The sequence below is a fragment of the Sulfitobacter sp. EE-36 genome (genome assembly GCF_000152605.1).
Lineage (GTDB): Bacteria > Pseudomonadota > Alphaproteobacteria > Rhodobacterales > Rhodobacteraceae > Sulfitobacter > Sulfitobacter pontiacus.
Genome location: NZ_CH959310.1, coordinates 626,364 through 646,655, shown reverse-complemented (window position 1 = coordinate 646,655; position 20,292 = coordinate 626,364). Strand labels below are relative to the sequence as shown.

Genomic DNA, 20,292 nt, shown 5'->3' with positions numbered 1-20,292 from the left:
CAAGAATTAACCTGAATTTAGCGTTGTGCCCCCAGCATGGCGAGGCGGATAAAGGCGCGTTCGACCAGCGCCATCGTTGGCGCGTGTTGGCCTGCTGATCGAAGCGTCAGGTCGGTGTCTGTCAGCACGGTCAGTGCGGTTTCCAGTTTGGCCGCGCCCCAGTTTTTGGCCTGACGCATGGCGCGATCGCGGTCGCGGACGCCCCAGATCTGGCCGCCCGGATTGCTCGCGATGCGGTAAAGCGTGCGAAAATGACGTGTCGCCATGATGATCAGCGTCACGGCGTTCACCCCTTGGGCCTGCAGCTTGGCCATCACGGGGCCGATGTCGCCCGCGCGCGCCTCTGCCACGACGTGGAGAATGTCGTCGACCTCTGCCTCTGTCGAGGTGGGGGCGCAGTTGGCCACATCCTCTGACGTGAGGGGGCCTGCGTCGCCGATCTTATAGAGCGTTATTTTATCGACCATTTGTCGAAAATCGCCCGGATCAAGCACCCGCGCCAATTCACTAAGCGCCCCCATCGCATCTGCCTCGGGGCTGAGCTTTGCTTCGGCAAGCACGCGTTCAATCTCTGCCCGGTCAGGCGGATTGTCGTAGATCGGGGTGGCGAAAGCGTTCTTATGCGCCTCGAACGCCTTGAGCACCTTGGAGGTCTTTTTTAGATCCCCCGCCGACACGACGATCTGCGCGTCCCCCGGCTGCCAGTCGGCCAGTGCATCGGTCAGGATTTTGGCGATATTGTCGTTGGCGTCTTCCACAAAAGCCGCGCGCGGCCCCGGGAAGAAACCTACCGCCTTGATTGCGTCCAGCAACATGGGCGCATCCCGCCGCAGGTCAGCGGCCTGAATACGGGTCAGGCGCATTTCCTCTTCGGCATTGGGGCCCAGCAGGTTTTTCAGAAAACTCTGCCGTTTCAACGCGACGCGCATCGCATCGCCGCCATAGATCAGCAGCCCGGTCTTCGTCGGATCGGGCTTGGCGAAATAGGCATTCGCGTCGCGCGGGGGCAGCTTCATGGGGTCAGATCGGCCGCGTAGAGGCGCGTGACCAGCTGGTCGGCCAACATGACCATCAAGCGTTTTTGGGCATCACGTTCTGCCGCGAGCGTTGCAACAGTCGACCCGGTCGCGGAATAGCCGGTAAAGTTTTCGACATTTCCTGATACCTCGATCTGACCACTGCTGAGGTTGCGCAGGGCGAAATCGACCTTGCCGACCAGATTATACCGTGTGGTGTTGTCTTCGCTGTCGATCGCCAACCCCTCTTCCGAGGTGTCGACAGTCAGGGCCAAAGCATAACGCGGACTTGCGGCGCGGCCCAACCGCGTCTCGATCTCGCGAACGAGCGTGTAGGAATAGGCATCACTCGGCGCGTCGACCTGCACCGCGTTTTGCAGCGCCGTGCCAGTACCGCTGGGGCCGTAAACGGGTTGAAACCCGCAGGCCGCCAGGACCAGCAGTGGCAATGCGATAAGAAAACGGCGGTTAAGCAACGACATTGACGATCCGTCCGGGCACAACGATGACTTTTTTGGGCGTGGCCCCATCAAGGGTACGAATGACAGCTTCGTGGCTCAGCGCGATCTTTTCAACCTCTTCCTTTGGCATATCCGCAGGTACCTGAATTTCCGCGCGGCGTTTCCCGTTGATCTGGATTGGCAGGGTCACCGTATCGTCGACCAGCATCGCTTCGTCTGCTTGCGGCCAGGTCGAGGTGGTGATCAGACCGTCGCCGCCTTGCGCGGTCCAGATTTCCTCTGCCAGGTGGGGCGTCATCGGGGCCATCAACTGGGCCAGCGTCATGATCGCTTCGCGCTGTGCGGCTTTGCCCGCCTTGGATTTTTGCAACGTCGCGGTAAAGGCATAAAGCTTGGCAATCGCGGCATTGAAGCCAAAGGATTCCACACCCATCGTGACATCGTGGATGGTCTTGTGCATCGCGCGCAGCAGATCGTCGTCGCCGGTGCCGGCGGCGCTGTCGTCCATCTCGGCGATGCGGCTGCTGATGTTCCACACGCGGTTTAGGTGCTTATACGCCGCCTCTGCCCCGGATGCGGTCCATTCGACATCGCGTTCGGGGGGCGAATCGGACAGGACGAACCAGCGGGCGGTATCCGCCCCGTAGTTCGCGATGATCCCCAGCGGGTCGACTACGTTTTTCTTCGACTTCGACATCTTGGCCGAGGGGATGATTTCAACCTCTGTCCCATCGGCGAGTTTGCCGTCGGTCACATCTTCGGGCAGGTGATAGACGGGGCGGTCATTTGCGTCGCGGGTTTGGTAAATCTCATGTGTTACCATGCCTTGCGTGAACAGCGCGTTAAACGGCTCAATCGCTTTTTCAGGCAGGTGGCCGGTGATCTGCATCGCGCGGGCGAAGAAGCGCGAATACAGCAGGTGCAGGATCGCGTGTTCGATGCCACCGATATATTGGTCCACATTCATCCAGTATTCCGCGTCCGCCATATTGGTCGGCGTGTCAGCGCGTGGCGCGGTGAAGCGGGCGAAATACCAAGAGGAATCGACGAATGTGTCCATCGTATCGGTTTCGCGTTTCGCGGGCGCACCGCAAGACGGGCAGGCGCAGTCGCGCCATGTGGGGTGTCGGTCCAACGGGTTGCCGGGCGTGTCAAAGCTGACATCATAGGGCAGCTCGATCGGCAGGTTCTCTTTCTTTTCGGGCACCACGCCGCAGGTGTCGCAATGCACGACCGGGATCGGGCAGCCCCAGTAGCGTTGCCGGGACAGGCCCCAATCGCGCAGGCGGTATTTGGTCACGCCTTGGCCCACGCCCTGCGCTTCGCAGGCGTCGATGGCCGCAATGATCGCCTCTTCGCCGGTTTGCCATTTCTCGCCGGCAAAGCCGCCATTGTAATACACTTTTTCGGATTTCGCCGGCACGAAGGGCGCAGCGAGCTTTGGGTCCGCGTCCTCGGACGGCAAGAAGGTCGACGTGATCGGCAGCCCGTATTTGGTGGCGAATTCAAAGTCTCGTGCATCATGGGCGGGGCAGCCAAAGATCGCCCCCGTGCCGTAGTCCATCAGGATGAAGTTCGCGATATAGATGGGCAGTTCCCACGCGGTATCGAAGGGGTGGCGCACACGCAGGCCGGTATCCATCCCCAGCTTTTCGGCAGTCTCGATCGCTTCTTCGGTTGTGCCGCCCTTGCGACATTCGGCACAGAAGGCCGCGATTTCGGGGCTGTCTTTCTCGAGCAGTTTGGCCAGCGGGTGATCGGGTGAAATGCCGACAAAGCTTGCGCCAAGCAGGGTGTCGGGGCGCGTGGTGTAGACTTCGATCCGGTCGAAACCTTCCGGCGCGTCGATGGTCGAGAACGCGAATTGCAGCCCGCGCGATTTGCCGATCCAGTTCGCCTGCATCAGCTTGACCTTCGCGGGCCAGTTATCGAGCGTGTCCAACGCATCAAGCAGCTCTTCCGAGTGGTCGGAGATTTTAAAGAACCATTGCGTCAGCTCGCGCCGTTCCACCAGCGCGCCAGAGCGCCAGCCGCGCCCTGCCTCGACCTGTTCGTTGGCCAGAACGGTCATATCGACCGGATCCCAGTTCACGATGGCGTTCTTGCGATAGACCAGCCCTTCCGACAGGAAATCGAGGAACAGCGCCTGCTGCTGGCCGTAATATTCAGGGTCGCAGGTAGCGAATTCGCGGGACCAATCGATCGACAATCCCAGCGGTTTCATCTGGTCGCGCATGTCGGCGATGTTGCCATAGGTCCAGTCTTTGGGGTGGCCGCCAATAGCCATCGCGGCGTTTTCAGCGGGCATCCCGAAGGCATCCCAGCCCATCGGATGCAGCACGTTATGCCCCGTCGCGATCTTATAGCGCGCGATCACGTCGCCCATCGTATAGTTCCGCACGTGCCCCATGTGGATGCGCCCCGACGGATAGGGAAACATCTCGAGCACGTAATACTTTGGCTTGTCGGCGTTGCGTACCGCATGGAACACATCGTTCTTTTCCCAGGCGGCTTGCCAGCGGGCTTCGATTTCGGCGGGAGAGTAGGAGGGCATCTTGGCGGACCTTATCAACGAAAAACGCCGGGCGAGCGACTAGCGCGTGGCCCGGCGTGATAATGGGGAATAGACGGGTGCGGGCTCAGAATTTGGCGTCTGCAATGCGCATTTCACGCGCACGGCTCAGGATCGCGTCTTCGACCGCGCGAGAGGTTGCTTTGCTGACCGTGCGGCCACCACGGGTTTGCAGCGCGATGTTCAGCGACCGTGCATCAAGCGCGGGATCATCAATCAGGACCGTCGCGCGGTAGGACTGGCTGCCCCCCGGGGGGGTGCCATAGCCGGTCACGATCACGCCGGTATAGGGGTCGATAGATTGCACGGGCAGGAAGTTGAGAACTTCGAGCGACGCGGACCACAGGTATTTGTTGACCGACACGCTGGTGTCATTGTCTTTGCGGTTGAAGATTGCCCAAATGGTGTTGTCTGGGTTCGTCTCGACATAGTTGGGGTTCGTCGGAGACAGCCCGAGGTTCGGGTCGTTGTCGTTGGGCGGGCCGAAGTTCAGGCCACCGCATGCGCCAAGCGCTGAGACCACCACGAGGGCTAGTGTAGATTTGAATACCGAACTGCGCACCATCTCGACCGTCCTTTGCCTGTTTGGGCACAGGTCTATCCAAGCGGGGTTCGGTGGGCAAGCGCAATGTCAGTATATACTAGAGTACAGGGCACCTGTGCCTCTGCGTTCTTGGCCCGTCCGAGCATTCCGCGGCGTTGTGGAACTGTGACATAGCTGCATCACAGTTTTTTCCAATGATGCCAAGGCTTCCGCGATCCTTGCCAAAACTAGGGCAAACGCTGAAAACACCTCTCATACCTTTACCGGATTCCCCGGTATGGGCATATGAATTCAAACCGAGGGATAACTCATGAAAAAAGTTCTCTTCGCTACAACAGCTCTGGTTGCGACCGCTGGCGTTGCAGCTGCAGACGTTACATTCGGCGGCTACGGCCGTTTTGGTGTTCTTTACCAAGAAAACGCAGCGGGTACCGATGAAACCAACGTAACAAGCCGTTTCCGTCTGCAGATCGACGCAACTGCTGAGTCCGACATGGGCGTTACATTCGGTGCACGTGCACGTATCCAGCAGAACAACACTGACGAAAACGTCTCCGTAACAAAAGGCGCAGACGGCATCTTCGGTACAGCTGACGACGGTCTGACCACAGCTGGCCCAGCCGGCACAGGCATCAACGGTGTTCGCTTCTTCGCGCGCACCGGTGGCTTCGAAGTTGGTGTTGGTAACATCTACGGCGCTCTGGAATCCATGCCTGGCATGTACGAAATCGACCTGGGTCTGACCGGTCTGTCGTATGAGTACACAGCATACAACTTCCGCGGCGACGCGTACTCCTCCGGTGGTAACGGCGCGGCTGGTTCCAACGGTGTTGAAGCTCTGTACTCCATGGGCGACCTGAAAGTACACATCTCTGCTTCCGACACAAATGACCGTGTTGCAGGCTACGTTGCGTACACATTCAACGGCTTCACATTTGCAGCTGCTGCTCAGGACTCCAACGCTGCAGGCGATACCGACTACGCTCTGTCCGTGGTTGGTAACGTTGGCCCAGCCAAAGTTTCCTTCGCATATGCTGACAACGGTGACGACACCGGTGTAGGCACAGTCAACGGCGACCACTACGCCTTGACCGCGTCCTTCGACATCGGCGCAGCTACCAACCTGGACGTTTACGTTGCAGACGCTGACTACTTCGCTGAAACTTCCTACGGTATCGGCGCTCACCACGATCTGGGCGGCGGCGTCTCCCTGCGTGGCGGTGTCATCAGCAAAGGCGACGACACAATCCGTGCCGACATGGGTGTTCGTTTCACTTTCTAAGTTGAACGATACAGTCTAAAAGAGGGGCAGGCCGTTGGTCTGCCCCTTTTCTTTTGCGCCAAGCTGTTGTTCTGTGCGCCCTCAACAACAGGGGCCGACTGACATGAGCTTGCAAGACATCACATCCCGCATCGCCAAAGCCGAAACCGACGCAGGCCGCACGCCGGGCAGCGTTGAGCTGATCGCCGTGAGCAAGGTGCAGCCGGACGCGCGGGTTGCGGCGGTGCTGTCGGAAGGTCACCGCTGTTTCGGCGAGAACCGCGTGCAGGAGGCCGAAGGCAAATGGCCCGCTTTCCGGCAGGAGTTTGACGGCGTAAAGCTGCATCTGATCGGCCCACTGCAAAGTAACAAGGCACGTAGCGCGTTCGAATTATTTGACGTCATTCACACGCTTGACCGCCCCAAACTGGCGCAAACCTTTGCGCGGCTGGCGCAGGAAATGGGGCGCTGTCCTGATATGTTCGTGCAGGTTAACACCGGCGAAGAAGATCAGAAGGCCGGTGTTCATCCAGCGGATGCCGACGATTTTATCAAGGAATGTCTGTCGCTTGATCTGCCCGTGCGCGGGCTGATGTGCATCCCGCCGGTCGATGAAGAAGCCGCGCTGCATTTCGCGCTGCTGGCCAAAATTGCGGCGCGCAACGGGTTGCGGGATTTGTCGATGGGGATGAGCAGCGATTTTGAAAAGGCCATCGCGCTTGGGGCGACCCATGTGCGTGTCGGCTCCGCCATCTTCGGGGAACGTACCGCAGGCTAGACGATCAACCTGCTGTGCCGGGTCAGCCGCACGGCGATCTGGTGCAGATGCGCGCGTGAAAAGGCGACGCAGCCTTCGGTGGGATAGCCCGGCCGGCGCTGCTGGTGGATAAAGATCGCCGACCCGCGCCCTGCAACGGCATCGGGCCAGTTCCAATCTGTCAGGATCACCAGATCGTATAGGGGATCGGCACGGCGCAGAACCTCGTGGCTGTGCGGGTAGGGGGCCTGCACAAGGCTGTTGTAGTCCCCTTGCGTCCCGTCATCAGACCAAAGATCACGCGGGCCGATCGGCATCGCCCACGGCACAGGGGCGGGAATACGGTCGGGACGGTAGAGCATACCGACAATGCGGTGAATGCCCGCGGGCGTCGCCTTGTCGCCCTCGCGCTTATTGCGGGTGATACCGGTTTTGCCGATGGTGCAGGGGTAAAGTTGCCCCTGAAACCGGACGCCCCGCGGCGTGAGGACCAGATCGTCGGGTGTCACAGAAGGTGCCCGGATTTGGCGGCTTTTGTGGCGAGGTAGGCGTGGTTGTGACTGTTCTCGCCGACCTTGAGAGGGACGCGCTCTGCGACTTTGATGCCGCTTGCCTCCATCATCTCGACCTTGCGGGGGTTGTTGGTCAGCAGGCGCACCGACGAAAACCCCATTGATGTCAGGATGTCCGACCCCAATCGGAAATCCCGTTCATCGTCTTCAAAGCCCAGACGGTGGTTCGCCTCGACCGTGTCAAAGCCTTGATCTTGAAGGGAATAGGCGCGCATCTTGTTGGTCAGCCCGATGCCGCGCCCCTCTTGGTTGAGATACAGCAACACGCCGTGCCCTTCCTTGCCCATCTGCGTCAGCGCGGCATGCAACTGCGGCCCGCAGTCGCATTTCAGACTGCCCATGATATCGCCGGTAAAGCAGGCCGAATGCAGCCGCGCGAGCACGGGTTTGCTGCGGTCGGGGCGGCCGATTTCGATGGCGTAGTGTTCCTCCCCGCCGTCGTCGGGGCGGAAAATATGCAGACGTCCGGCCTCTGACACCTCCATCGGGAGACGCGCATTCACCACCGGATGCAAGGGGCTGCGCGCGGCAAGGATCGGTTGTGCCGCGCTCAGGTTGATCATCGTCAGGCCGTTTTGCTGGGCGAACTGACCTGCATCCTCAAGGTCGAGTATCACAGCAGCGGGCAGCAAGCGCGCTGACTTGATCAGATCAATCGCCAAGCCGTGCGGCGTCGCATCGCCCCCACGTGCGCAGGCCAGCGGGCCTTTCAGGGGGCTGCGCAGATCGTCCGCCGGATCCGCGATGGATTTCACCCATCGCAACGTGGCGTCCCGTGGCAGGAGGACCCGCGCAAAACTGCCGTCGTAGGCGCGCGCTTTCAGGGTTTCGGCGCGCCGGGCGCTGATCACCAACACCGGTTCGCCACCCATGGCCAGCAGCCCGGTCAACCGCGCGGGTGTCAGCGTTTCGGCAGCCATAACCAGAACCGGCCGCGATCCCGCCAGTACAATGGGAACGCCCAAACGCAGGTCCGCACGGGCGCGTGCCAGTTGCTCGGTTATATCGGGCCCAAAAACCATGATTTGAAATCTTTCATGTTATGTTGTCACATTTCTTACTGCAGAAACCGGCGGATTGAAACATTGCGCGACAATTTCGCACGGTCGTGTGATCAAACACCTGCTACTCTTGCACGCACGGCTTTGTGAACACATCTAAAGTAAAGTTGTAGAGGATGAGTTGATATGGCCCAGCTAAAGAAAATCTTGCTCGTAGATGATGACGATGACCTGCGCGACGCGCTGAGCGAGCAATTATTGCTGACCGAAGACTTTGATGTATTCGAAGCAGGCAATGGCGCAGACGCCAAAACCCGCGCCGCCGAAGCCTTGTATGATCTGGTCATTCTGGATGTTGGACTGCCGGACATCGACGGGCGTGACCTGTGTCGCGACCTGCGTACCCAGGGCGTGAAAAGCCCGATTCTGATGCTGACGGGGCATGACAGTGACGCGGATACGATCATGGGTCTGGATGCGGGCGCGAATGATTACGTCACCAAACCGTTCAAATTTCCCGTTCTCTTGGCGCGCATCCGGGCGCAGTTGCGCCAGCACGAACAATCCGAAGAGGCGATTTTCCAGCTTGGACCCTATACGTTCAAGCCGTCGGCCAAGTTGCTGATCACCGAAGACGACAAGAAAATCAGGCTGACCGAAAAAGAGACGAATATCCTCAAGTTCCTATACCGTGCTGCCGCGGGCGTCGTCCCGCGCGACACGCTTTTGCACGAGGTCTGGGGCTATAACGCCGGTGTCACGACGCACACATTGGAAACCCACATCTACCGCCTGCGCCAGAAGATCGAGCCTGATCCTTCGAACGCAAGAATTTTGTTAACTGAATCAGGTGGTTACAGAATTATTTCATAATTGTGGAACCCAAGCGGGCCCCACTGGTTATTCCTGCGAGAGACGGGGTTTTCATGACCCGTCGATCGGTTTGAACCCGAAGTTTGTATCCGGGAAATGATACATACCTCCCTGTTGGACTAGGCCGGGCCTTTGTGCCCGGTCTTTTTTTGTCCGCAGCCCGGAAGTCCCGGGAATTCGGCATGGTGGACGCTGCGCATTTCGCGGTAGGGTGCGCGCGATCTGACCCAAGGGAGCTGCCTCATGCCTTTCACGCTGGCCACATGGAATATCAACTCTGTCCGGTTGCGCGAACCGATTGTGCTCAAGCTGCTGGCTGAACATGGGCCGGATGTGCTGTGTTTGCAGGAATGTAAAAGCCCGGTCGACAAAATCCCCACCGCGGCCTTCATCGAAGCGGGCTACACCCACATGGTGGCGCGAGGGCAAAAAGGTTACAATGGTGTGGCAATCCTGTCGCGCTTGCCCTTGGTGGATGCCGGTGATCAGGACTTTGCGACGTTGGGCCACGCGCGCCATATTGCGGCAAAGCTCGAAAACGGGGTGACGGTGCATAACTTCTATGTGCCCGCTGGCGGCGACGTGCCCGACCGCGAGGTGAACGAGAAGTTTGGCCAGAAGCTCGATTATCTGGCGGACATGCGCGACTGGTTCCACGGCGACAAACCCGAGAAATCCATTTTGGTGGGCGACCTGAACATCGCACCGCGCGAAGATGACGTCTGGGATCACAAGAAGCTGCTCAAGGTGGTAAGCCACACACCGATAGAGGTCGAAAAGCTGGCCGAGACGCAGGACGCCGGTGGTTTCGTCGACGTAACGCGGCAGGATATCCCGCAAGGCAACTTGTATAGCTGGTGGTCCTACCGCGCCAAGGATTGGGATGCGGCAGACAAGGGCCGCCGGTTGGACCACGTCTGGGCAACGCCCGATATCTCGGGCGCGGCACATTCCAGCCGCGTGTTGCGCGACGCCCGTGGTTGGGAAAAGCCCAGCGACCACGCGCCGGTCTTTGCGACATTCGACCTTTGAAATAGACAGACGCGCCCTCATATAAAGGGCAACCCCAAGCGAGGATTTTGATATGATGGATTTGAACCTTTCCCCCGCCGGTGCCGGTGATGCCGATCTGATCAAAGACACGAGCGAAGCGACCTTCATGGCCGATGTTGTAGAGGCATCGCAAACGGTGCCGGTGATTGTCGATTTCTGGGCCCCGTGGTGCGGCCCGTGTAAGACCCTTGGCCCGATGCTCGAAGACGCGGTGCGCGCGGCCAAAGGCGCGGTCAAGATGGTGAAGATCAACGTTGACGAGGCCCAACAGATCGCAGGCCAGTTGCAGATCCAGTCGATCCCGACCGTTTATGCTTTCTTCAAGGGCCAGCCGGTTGACGGGTTTCAGGGGGCCCTGCCACAGTCCGAGATCAAGGCGTTCATCGACCGCGTGATCAAAGCGGGCGGCGGCGAAGCCCCCGGTGAAGAGCTGTCAGAGGCCGTGGCCGCCGCGGATGACATGCTGGCCGAAGGGGCGACGCAGGACGCGCTAGACACTTTTGCCGCGATCCTGGGCGAAGATCCGAACCACGCCGGTGCTTATTGTGGGATGGTGCGTGCCTATATCGCGTTGGATCAGCTTGATCAGGCCGAAGCGCATCTGAACGGCGCACCCATCGAAATCTCGAAAGCGCCCGAGCTTGAGGCCGCGCATGCGCAGCTTCAACTGGCGCGACAGGCAGCCGATGCAGGCCCCGTGGCAGAGCTTCAGGCGGCGGTGGATGCCAACCCTGATGACATGCAGGCGCGTTTTGATCTGGCGCAGGCGCTTTATGCGCATGGCGACACGCAAGCTGCTGTGGATCAACTGCTGACGCTTTTCGGCAAGGATCGTGAATGGAATGACGGCGCCGCCAAGACGCAATTGTTCATCATCTTCGAGGCGTTGAAACCCAACGATCCGATTGCCCTGAATGGTCGTCGTAAACTTAGCTCTATGATATTTGCATAAGGCTGTGCGCGCCCTAGGTAAGCTTACATGATACAGCAATCGGACCTGCCAGACACAATCGCGATCTTCCCGTTGTCGGGCGCATTGCTGCTGCCGCGCTCGCGGTTGCCGCTGCATATCTTTGAACCGCGCTATCTGCAGATGATCGAAGACAGTCTGAAAACGCCGGGGCGGTTGATCGGCATGGTGCAGCCCAATGTGGTGCCGGGGCGCGACGGTCCGGGGCTGCAAACCATCGGATGCGCCGGGCGGATCACCCAGTTCTCCGAGACAGAGGACGGGCGCTATATGATCACCCTCGCGGGGATTTCGCGTTTTCGGGTGGTGAAAGAGGTCGAAGGCTTCGCGCCCTACCGCCGTTGCGATGTCAACTGGGACGGGTTTGAACGCGATCTTGGCAAGGATGAACAGGACAGCAGTTTCGACCGCGATAATTTCCTGAACACGCTTGGCCGTTACTTCGACGCGCGAAACCTGTCGGCAGATTGGGATACGTTGCAAGAGGCCGACGATGAACTGTTGATCAATTCACTGTCGATGATGCTGGATCTTGACTGCGAAGACAAACAGGCCTTGCTCGAGGCACCATCCCTCTCTACCCGACGCGAGACGTTGCTGACGTTGATCGAATACACCCTGCGGGGTGGCCAAGAAGGGGAGATGATGAATTGAACGCCGAAGAGATACCATTCGACCGCCGCATGCTAGAGGCACTGATTTGCCCCCGCACGCAGATGCGCCTGACCTATGACGCCGACAAGCAAGAGCTGATCTCGGACGCGGCCGGTCTTGCCTATCCGATCCGCAACGGTATCCCAGTGATGCTGGTGGACGAAGCGCGGGTTATCGACTGACGCGGCGGGGGTAGGCGGCCCCCTAAAGCGCCTTACCCTGCATCAGACGGGGCAGGGTGCCCGTCAGCCCCGCCGCCTCGCGCATGAAACCGCGACGGGCATCGGGCAGGGCGTTAATCGCCGCCATCCCCACATCACGTGCAAGACGCAGCAGCGGGTTGTCGTTGGAAAACAGCCGGTTGAAGCTGTCCGTCGCCAATGCCAGCGCGGTGTTATCAAAGCGACGCCACAGCTGATATTGCTCAAGCACCGTGGTGCTGCCGACATCCTGCCCGCGCCGTTGTGCATCAGCGATCACCTCTGCCAGCGCGGCGACATCGCGCATGCCAGCATTCAACCCCTGACCGGCAATCGGGTGCACCCCATGTGCGGCATCCCCCAGCAGCGCGACACGCGGTGCCACCATCGAATGCGCCAGCGACAGGCTCAGCGGGTAAGTGTACCGCGCACCGGCAAGGGAAATCTCTCCCAGAAAATCACCAAAGCGCGGGCGAAGCACGTCGAGGTATCCCGCATCCGGCAGCGCGTGGATATGCGCTGCGTTGGCGGCGGTCTCGCTCCAGACGATGGAGGACCGGTTTTCGGTCAGCGGCAGGATCGCCAGCGGACCGGGGGGCATAAAGAACTGATGCGCGACCCCGTGATGCGGCTTTTCATGGGCGATGGCGCAGACCAGCGCGGTTTGCGCATAATCCCAGCCGATGCGTTTGATCCCCGCCCGCGTGGCGGTGCCCGAGGCGCGGCCATCCGCGCCGACAACCAGACGCGTGCGCAGGGTCTTACCATCTTCCAGTGTCAGGGTGACGCCCGCCGGGGCGGCGTCTTGCGCGATGACCGTTTCGCCGTCCAACCGCGTGATGCGGGCCTCAGCGCTCACCGCTTCTGCCAAGGCGCGCCGCAGGTGGCGGTCCTCGACCATATGGCCCATCGGCCCTTCTTCGATCTCTGCGTGATCGAAATGCATTAAGAAAGGGGAGGGGCCTTCGCCCGCGCGCCCGTCCGTCACTTTGATCTCGAGCATCGGTTGCGCGTGGGGTTTCACATTATCCCAAATCCCGAGCGCCCCGAGCATCCGTGTCGAGGTCAACGCCAGCGCATAGGATCGCCCGTCAAACGCCGCATCTTCCCGCGTGGCAGCGGGCAGCCTGTCGATCAACGTGACCCGCAGCCCGATCTGCGCCAAAGCCAAGGCAAGTGTCGGGCCATTCAGCCCCCCACCGACGATTGCGATATCTGTATCAAAATCCATAGCTTTAGATATGGGCGTGCGGCAGGGATTGTCCATGCGCGCTGGCGTCGCTACCGTCCCTTTTCCAAAGCATTATTCGAGGAAGCAACATGCAAGAGTGGTTAACCATGACAGCCGCAGATCTGGGACGGGGCATCGGGGACGGCCAGATCGACCCTGTTGTGCTGTGCCAGACCTATCTTGACGCGATCGACGCCCACCCCCTGCGGGATCGCATCTATGCCCGCGTGACCGCCGACCGGGCCCTGGCCGAGGCCGGTGCCGCGCGGGACCGCGCGCGGGCGGGGCAGCGTTTGTCGCCACTGGACGGGGTACCGATCAGCTGGAAAGACCTGTTCGACACCGCCGGCATCGCGACAGAGGCGGGCACCGCCCTGCTGAAAGACCGTGTGCCGGACCGCGACGCGCGCGTGTTGGCGAATGCCACCGCGATGGGGTTGGTCTGTCTGGGCAAGACCCATATGAGCGAGCTGGCGTTTTCGGGGCTCGGGTATAACCCCAGCACCGCCACCCCCCCTTGCGTGAACGATGAAGCTGCCGTGTCGGGCGGGTCGTCGTCCGGGGCTGCGGCCTCTGTCGCTTTCGGTCTGGCGGCGGCGGCGATCGGGTCGGATACCGGCGGATCGGTGCGGGTGCCTGCCGCGTGGAACGATCTTGTGGGGCTGAAAACCACCTCGGGCCGTGTGTCGCTTGAGGGGACCGTGCCGCTGGCTGCCAAGTTCGACACGGTGGGCCCGCTTTGCCGCTCGGTCGAGGATGCGAGCCTGCTGCTGGCGCTCACCGAAGGGTCCAAGCCGATGGACATGGGCAGCACCGACATCGAAGGGCGTCGCTTTGCGATCCTGCGCACGGTGGCGTTCGATGATATTGAAGACGCCCCCGCGGCGGCTTTCGACGATGCTGTCGCGCGGCTGAAGGAAGCGGGGGCGGTGATCGAGGACATCGATTTCGACCCCATCAAAGAGGCGATGCCGCTAAGCGGATGCCTTTACACCGCCGAAGCCTACGGCCTGTGGCGCGACGTGATCGAGGCGAACCCGGATGCGATGTACGGCGAAATCCTTGAAAGGTTCCGCTTGGGTAAATCCCACTCCGGCCCCGACTATGTGGCAGCCTGGGCCATGATCGACCAGATCCGCGCGGCCTATGTGAAAGCTGTGGCGGGCTATGACGCGGTGCTGATCCCCACCGCACCGCTGCTACCCCCCAAGCTGGACCGGCTGGAAGCCGAGCATGACTATTACGTCTCGGCCAACCTCATGACCTTGCGCAACACGCGTATCGGGAATCTTATGGGGCTGGCGGCGGTGACCCTGCCCACGGGCACCCCATCCTGCGGGATCATGCTGATGGGTCAGCCCTTTGGCGAAGAGCACCTGCTGCGCATTGCCGCAGCCGCCGAAGAGGCATTGGCCTAAATGACACAAACCTTGCCCTGCGTCCTGCAATGTCTGGACGCGGGGCAAGCCCTTGGGTACTCTGGAACAAACGGGGCGTGAATGATCCCGAACCCGAGGCAGTGAAATGATGTACCCCGAGCGGTTTTCGAACCTTCCGGCCCACGCGTGGCCGCGCCTGCGCGCATTGCTTGATGCGCATGAAGGCGGTGGCACGCCGATCCACATGACGATTGGCGAGCCGAAACATGCTTTTCCGGCATGGGTCACCGATGTGATTGCCGAAAATGCTGCCGGATTTAACAGCTACCCGGCCAATGACGGCACGCCCCGGTTACGCGGCGCGATTGCCGGATGGATCAACCGACGCTACGGTGTGGATGTGGATGCAGACACGCAGGTGATGCCGCTGAACGGCACCCGCGAAGGGCTGTATAACGCCGTCATGGCCACTTGTCCCGAGACGAAGAATGGCCGCAAGCCCGCCATTCTGATGCCGAACCCGTTCTATCAGGTCTATATGATCGCCGCGATTTCCGGTGCCGCTGATCCGGTGATGGTGCCTGCCACGCGCGAAACAGGGCATCTGCCCGATTTTGCCAGCCTGCCCGAAGATGTGCTGAACCGGACCACTGCGGCCTATGTCTGCTCGCCCGCCAACCCGCAGGGGGCCGTGGCCACCCATGCGTATTGGGCCGATCTGATCGCGCTGGCAGAAAAATACGATTTCAAGATTTTCGCGGATGAATGCTATTCAGAGATCTACCGCGACACGCCGCCCGTCGGGGCGCTACAAGTCGCGCAAGAGGTCGGGGCCGATCCGGATCGTGTGGTGATTTTCCATTCGCTGTCGAAACGGTCGAACCTGCCCGGGCTGCGGTCCGGCTTTGTCGCGTCGGGTGCCAATACCATGCGCGAGATCAAGCAGCTGCGGAACTATGCCGGTGCACCGCTGCCGTTACCGTTGCAAGCGGCGTCGGCTGCGGTCTGGGACGACGAAGCCCATGTGGCCGAGAACCGCGCGCTTTACATCGAGAAATACGAGGTCGCCGACCGTATTCTCGGCAACGTCCCCGGGTACCAAAGCCCCGAGGCCGGGTTCTTTTTGTGGCTGCCGGTGGAAGATGACGAAGCTGCGGCGCTGAAACTCTGGCGTGAAACCGGCGTGCGGGTGCTGCCGGGCGGCTATCTGGCGCAAAGCGTGGACGGCGAAAACCCCGGGAAACACTATATTCGGGTGGCGATGGTCGCCCCAAAAGAAGAGACAACGCGCGGGATCGAAGCGATCCGCCGCTGTCTCTATCCAGAATAAGACGAGGGATCAGAGCAATGGCATATCAGACACGTGGGCGCGACCCTTTGCTAGACACCAACATGGCCGAAGCGATCGAAAAACGCGGCAAGGAGCTGCTGGGCCTCGGGCTGATCGCCCTGGGCCTTATGGCCGCCATGATGATCGGCAGTTACACCCCTGATGATCCCAACTTTATGGTGTCCACCGATGCGCCGGTGCAGAACTGGCTGGGGCGCATGGGCGCGTCGCTGGCCGCGCCTTTATTCATGATCGTGGGCTGGGGCGCGTGGTCTGTCGCGGCAATCCTGCTGGCCTGGGGCGCACGCTTTGCTCTGCACCGCGGCGAGGAACGCGCCGTGGGCCGTTTGATCTTTGCCCCGATTGCTGTCGCCTTGTGTTCGATCTACGGGGCAACGCTGACGCCGGATGCGGCTTGGCTGCAAACCCATAGCTTTGGTCTGGGCGGGCTGTTTGGCGACACGGTCATGGGCGTGATCCTGACCGTCCTGCCGATCGGGTCGACCTTTACGATCAAGCTGATGTCACTGTTGATGGGCGTGGCGATCCTTGCCTTTGGTGCCTTTGTTGTCGGCTTCACCCGACTTGAACTGCAACGTCTGTTTCGCTTCATGCTGGTCGGGCTGATCATGGCTTATGCCGGATTGATGACCCTTCTGGGGCGTGGTGCATCGGGGGCGGTTGCCGCCGCGCAGGGCATTCAGGCCCGCCAGCTTGAACGCCGCGAACGCAACCGGATCGAGGCTGAGGAGAACGCGCAATTCGCGGCCAGCCAAGGGTACTATGACGACGAACTGGCCTATAGCGACGCGCCTGCACCTGCGCCAAAAACCGGCCTGCTGTCGAAAATGCCGACGCTGGTCAAACGCGCCGACCCGCTGCCCGAACCTGAACTGGTCGAGACATGGGCTGAACCCGAACTGGACGAAGCCCCCAGCAGCGACCGTATCAAATCCAAGATCGCCGATGTGATCAAAAGCCGCGTGCGCACCGGCGGGGCTGTGCATACGGCCACCACCGCCCCCTTGACCCGTGGTCGCGGGCGTGGCCCTGACCCGCTTCTGTTGGATACCACCGCCCGTGGTGCCCGCCGCGAAGAGCCGCCATTGACCGGTGCGCCGGCCCCCTCCCCTACTCGGGCGGAGCCGCCTTTAACCGCAAGCCGTGCACCTTTGGTCGCGGAACGCCCCGTGCTTGAGCTAACCCCCTCCGAACCGGATCATGACGCGGATATGGCGGTTCTGGATGATGAACCGATGACCGACAGCCACCTGCCACTGCAAAAGGCAGAGCGGGAACCGACCATGCAGATCCCCGTGGCTCAGCCGCGCAAGGTGGTGCAACCGCAGATGCGCAAGCCGGTGCAGCCCAGCAAACAAGCTCAGGCCGAGGCACAGCCTGCGTTGACCTTTGAAGACACGCACCCTGGATTTGAACTGCCGCCGCTGAACCTGCTGGAAAGCCCGGATAATGTCGAACGCCTGCACCTGAGCGACGACGCGCTGGAAGAGAACGCGCGCATGCTGGAAAACGTGCTGGATGACTATGGCGTAAAGGGTGAAATCGTCGCTGTCCGTCCGGGCCCCGTTGTCACCATGTACGAGCTGGAACCGGCACCGGGCCTCAAGGCGAGCCGTGTGATCGGTCTGGCGGACGATATCGCGCGCTCTATGGCGGCACTGTCGGCGCGTGTGTCCACCGTGCCGGGGCGCAGCGTGATCGGGATCGAACTACCCAACGAGAACCGCGAGAAAGTTGTGCTGCGTGAAATCCTCGCCGCGCGTGATTTCGGCGACAGCACCATGCGTCTGCCGCTGGCCTTGGGCAAAGACATTGGCGGTGACCCTGTGGTCGCGAACCTTGCCAAGATGCCTCACCTGCTGATCGCGGGGACCACCGGTTCGGGTAAATCCGTTGCGATCAACACAATGATCCTGTCGCTGCTGTACAAGCTGACGCCGGAAGAATGCCGGATGATCATGATCGACCCCAAGATGCTGGAACTGTCGGTCTATGACGGCATCCCGCATCTGCTGTCCCCCGTTGTGACCGACCCGAAAAAGGCCGTTGTCGCGCTGAAGTGGACCGTGGGCGAGATGGAAGAGCGCTATCGCAAGATGTCCAAGATGGGCGTGCGCAACATCGAAGGCTATAACGGTCGCGTCCGCGAGGCCCTGGCCAAGGGAGAGATGTTCAGCCGCACCGTCCAGACCGGCTTTGACGAGGATACGGGCGAGCCGATCTTCGAGACGGATGAATTCAAGCCCGAAGCGCTGCCCTATATCGTCGTGATCGTGGACGAGATGGCCGACCTGATGATGGTCGCGGGCAAAGAGATCGAAGCCTGCATCCAGCGTCTGGCGCAGATGGCGCGGGCCTCGGGTATTCACCTGATCATGGCGACACAGCGTCCTTCGGTCGATGTTATCACCGGCACGATCAAGGCGAACTTCCCGACGCGGATTTCCTTCCAGGTAACCTCCAAGATCGACAGCCGTACGATCCTGGGCGAGATGGGGGCCGAACAGCTCCTTGGCATGGGTGACATGCTCTATATGGCGGGCGGGTCCAAGATCGTGCGCTGCCACGGTCCCTTTGTCAGCGACGAAGAGGTCGAAGAGATCGTGAACCACCTAAAGGCCTATGGTGAACCTGATTATGTGTCGGGTGTGGTCGAAGGGCCATCCGATGACCAAGAGGGGAACATCGACGCGGTTCTGGGTCTGGGCGGCAATACCGACAGCGAAGACGCGCAATATGACACGGCCGTGGCGATCGTTGCAAAAGACCGCAAATGTTCGACATCCTACATCCAGCGGAAACTGGGCATCGGCTATAACAAAGCCGCACGTCTGGTCGAACAGATGGAGGACGCGGGCCTTGTTTCGCCAGCCAATCACGTGGGCAAGCGCGAGATCCTGATACCAGAGCAGGGGTAGCGCGCAAAAATAATCGGAACGTCATTGCGACGCCGGGGGTTGGCTTGGGAACAGGCCAGCCCCTTTTGCATTTCGGGCGTGTTAGGCGATATCCTGCTGCGTGATATCGTATATCATGACGCGAAGCCCTATGTCGAAGGCAAGGCACTGGAATAAGAATAGGAAGACTATGATGCGTTTTGTTACCACCACCGTTCTGGCCATTGGTCTGGGGTTGGCAGCTGTGATGCCCGCCGCCGCCGACAAACTGCCGCTGAACGCGATTTCCGGCTATCTTAACGATCTGAAAACCGCCAAGGGCGAATTCACCCAGATCAACGATGACGGCTCGATCAGCACCGGCACGATCTACATCAAACGTCCGGGCAAAGTGCGCTTTGAATACAACGCACCGGATTCGGGGATTGTCGTGGCGGGCAGCAATACGGTTGTGATCTACGACAAGAAATCCAACCAACCGGCAGAGACATACCCGCTGTCCAAAACGCCGCTGTCGATCATTCTGGCCGCGAATGTGAACCTTGGTCAGGCCAAGATGGTGACGGGGCATAACTATGACGGCACCGCGACCACCGTGCGCGCCCAAGACCCCGCGCATCCTGAGTATGGCAATATCGAGCTGAAGTTCACCGGCAACCCGGTCGAGCTGCGCCAGTGGATCATCAACGACGGCAACGGCACCAAGACCACCGTGGTTCTGGGCGACCTGCAAAAGGGCGGCAGCCTGCCCAACAAACTGTTTGACGTCGGCAGCCCCGGTCAGGTGAACCGCTAAGGAAAAAGGGCCCCGAACATACGTTCGAGGCCCTTTTCTTTATCCGGTGTTGGTCAGCTTACCAACGTGACAGGCGACACCCTGCAATCTGCTGCTGGTACATATCGGAGCGCGCGCGCACCTTGCGGGCCACGGCGACCAGCCAGGGTTTCGAATTATAGCTTTGGCGCGCATAGCCTGTGTTGCCTTCGTGATAGGCCAGATACTGGTTTTCCGCGTCATGCAGGGGGATGCCGTTCTTGTCGCGGCTCTTGTTCATGTACCACCCCATGAAATCCGACGCGTCGTTGATCCGGTCGCGCTTGGCGCGGAAACCGCCAGCTTCAGCCAGATATTCATCCCATGTCGCATCAAGCGCTTGGCTGTAGCCAAATGCGCTGGACTGGCGGCCCATGGGGATCACGCCGATGACATAGCGGAACGGCGTACGCGCATCCGCGATGAATTTGCTTTCCTGATGGATCGTCGCCATCTGCACATGGACAGGCACGCCCCAACGGCGTTCAGCTGCACGGAATGCGCGGTAATATTCTGGGCGCTCTTTGAGAATCGCACATGCGTTATCAAGGTCTCGTGGGGCACTGGTCGGACCGCCACTACATGATGCCAAAAGCACAGCAATTATCAGGGCGCAAAAGGTTCTGCTCATCGGCCTCTCGCTTTTATCGTGTTTTTATTACATTTAGTTTATCAGATTGCCCCGC

General features: G+C 60.4%; 19 protein-coding genes. 11 read left to right on the top strand and 8 right to left on the bottom strand.

Annotated features, from left to right (window positions below):
* Positions 1–17: 17 nt before the first annotated feature.
* The 4 genes from holA to EE36_RS05745 form a co-directional block, all read right to left on the bottom strand.
* Positions 18–1,016, bottom strand: coding sequence for a DNA polymerase III subunit delta (gene holA / locus EE36_RS05760; protein WP_005850377.1), 999 nt, complete (start codon positions 1,014–1,016; stop codon positions 18–20).
* The gene (gene lptE, locus EE36_RS05755) at positions 1,013–1,498 is read right to left on the bottom strand and encodes an LPS assembly lipoprotein LptE (protein ID WP_005850375.1); all 486 of its coding nucleotides are present in this window, start codon (positions 1,496–1,498) and stop codon (positions 1,013–1,015) included. The genes holA and lptE overlap by 4 nt, the downstream gene beginning before the upstream one ends.
* On the bottom strand, positions 1,485–4,031 hold the full coding sequence (gene leuS, locus EE36_RS05750; RefSeq protein WP_005850372.1) for a leucine--tRNA ligase: 2,547 nt from the start codon (positions 4,029–4,031) through the stop codon (positions 1,485–1,487). The genes lptE and leuS overlap by 14 nt, the downstream gene beginning before the upstream one ends.
* Positions 4,032–4,116: 85 nt before the next feature.
* Positions 4,117–4,614 (bottom strand): DUF3576 domain-containing protein, encoded by a 498-nt coding sequence (locus tag EE36_RS05745; RefSeq protein WP_005850370.1) that lies wholly within the window; start codon positions 4,612–4,614, stop codon positions 4,117–4,119.
* 289 nt (positions 4,615–4,903) lie between these two features.
* Here EE36_RS05745 and EE36_RS05740 point away from each other — a divergent pair, with 289 nt between their 5' ends.
* Complete coding sequence (locus EE36_RS05740; RefSeq protein WP_005850368.1) at positions 4,904–5,875, top strand: porin; 972 nt, start codon at positions 4,904–4,906, stop codon at positions 5,873–5,875.
* Positions 5,876–5,978: 103 nt separating this feature from the next.
* On the top strand, positions 5,979–6,632 hold the full coding sequence (locus EE36_RS05735; RefSeq protein ID WP_005850366.1) for a YggS family pyridoxal phosphate-dependent enzyme: 654 nt from the start codon (positions 5,979–5,981) through the stop codon (positions 6,630–6,632).
* On the opposite strand, the gene EE36_RS05730 is transcribed toward EE36_RS05735, so the two are convergent.
* The gene (locus tag EE36_RS05730) at positions 6,629–7,120 is read right to left on the bottom strand and encodes a L,D-transpeptidase (RefSeq protein ID WP_005850364.1); all 492 of its coding nucleotides are present in this window, start codon (positions 7,118–7,120) and stop codon (positions 6,629–6,631) included. The genes EE36_RS05735 and EE36_RS05730 overlap by 4 nt on opposite strands.
* Positions 7,117–8,205, bottom strand: coding sequence for a GTP cyclohydrolase II (gene ribA / locus EE36_RS05725; RefSeq protein WP_005850362.1), 1,089 nt, complete (start codon positions 8,203–8,205; stop codon positions 7,117–7,119). Before ribA ends, EE36_RS05730 begins: the two co-directional genes overlap by 4 nt.
* Positions 8,206–8,370: 165 nt before the next feature.
* Here ribA and EE36_RS05720 point away from each other — a divergent pair, with 165 nt between their 5' ends.
* From EE36_RS05720 to EE36_RS05700, 5 genes are all read left to right on the top strand, one after another.
* Positions 8,371–9,057, top strand: a complete 687-nt coding sequence (locus EE36_RS05720; RefSeq protein ID WP_005850360.1) for a response regulator transcription factor — start codon at positions 8,371–8,373, stop codon at positions 9,055–9,057.
* A 243-nt stretch (positions 9,058–9,300) separates the two neighbouring features.
* Positions 9,301–10,089 (top strand): exodeoxyribonuclease III, encoded by a 789-nt coding sequence (locus EE36_RS05715; RefSeq protein ID WP_005850358.1) that lies wholly within the window; start codon positions 9,301–9,303, stop codon positions 10,087–10,089.
* Between the two features lie 52 nt (positions 10,090–10,141).
* Positions 10,142–11,062: a thioredoxin gene (gene trxA / locus EE36_RS05710; RefSeq protein WP_005850357.1), complete on the top strand. Its 921-nt coding sequence runs from the start codon at positions 10,142–10,144 to the stop codon at positions 11,060–11,062.
* A 27-nt stretch (positions 11,063–11,089) separates the two neighbouring features.
* Positions 11,090–11,734, top strand: coding sequence for an LON peptidase substrate-binding domain-containing protein (locus EE36_RS05705; protein WP_005850355.1), 645 nt, complete (start codon positions 11,090–11,092; stop codon positions 11,732–11,734).
* Positions 11,735–11,763: 29 nt separating this feature from the next.
* Positions 11,764–11,916, top strand: coding sequence for a Trm112 family protein (locus tag EE36_RS05700; protein WP_180829218.1), 153 nt, complete (start codon positions 11,764–11,766; stop codon positions 11,914–11,916).
* 22 nt (positions 11,917–11,938) lie between these two features.
* Here EE36_RS05700 and EE36_RS05695 read toward each other — a convergent pair whose 3' ends face one another.
* Positions 11,939–13,165 (bottom strand): FAD-dependent monooxygenase, encoded by a 1,227-nt coding sequence (locus EE36_RS05695; protein ID WP_005850350.1) that lies wholly within the window; start codon positions 13,163–13,165, stop codon positions 11,939–11,941.
* Positions 13,166–13,254: 89 nt separating this feature from the next.
* On the opposite strand from EE36_RS05695, the gene EE36_RS05690 reads away from it, so the two are divergent.
* The 4 genes from EE36_RS05690 (at position 13,255) to EE36_RS05675 (ending at position 19,588) form a co-directional block, all read left to right on the top strand.
* Positions 13,255–14,583 carry an amidase gene (locus tag EE36_RS05690; protein WP_039911651.1) on the top strand — a complete coding sequence of 443 codons (1,329 nt, stop codon included), beginning with the start codon at positions 13,255–13,257 and terminating at the stop codon, positions 14,581–14,583.
* A gap of 109 nt (positions 14,584–14,692) precedes the next feature.
* Entirely contained in the window at positions 14,693–15,874 is a 1,182-nt protein-coding gene (locus EE36_RS05685; RefSeq protein WP_005850345.1) for an aminotransferase class I/II-fold pyridoxal phosphate-dependent enzyme, read from the top strand.
* A 17-nt stretch (positions 15,875–15,891) separates the two neighbouring features.
* Positions 15,892–18,813, top strand: a complete 2,922-nt coding sequence (locus EE36_RS05680) for a DNA translocase FtsK 4TM domain-containing protein (RefSeq protein ID WP_005850343.1) — start codon at positions 15,892–15,894, stop codon at positions 18,811–18,813.
* A 172-nt stretch (positions 18,814–18,985) separates the two neighbouring features.
* Positions 18,986–19,588 (top strand): outer membrane lipoprotein carrier protein LolA, encoded by a 603-nt coding sequence (locus tag EE36_RS05675; protein WP_005850339.1) that lies wholly within the window; start codon positions 18,986–18,988, stop codon positions 19,586–19,588.
* Between the two features lie 58 nt (positions 19,589–19,646).
* Here the strand turns inward: EE36_RS05675 and EE36_RS05670 are convergent, their stop codons facing one another.
* Positions 19,647–20,237: a lytic transglycosylase gene (locus EE36_RS05670; RefSeq protein ID WP_174226590.1), complete on the bottom strand. Its 591-nt coding sequence runs from the start codon at positions 20,235–20,237 to the stop codon at positions 19,647–19,649.
* Positions 20,238–20,292: the final 55 nt, after the last annotated feature.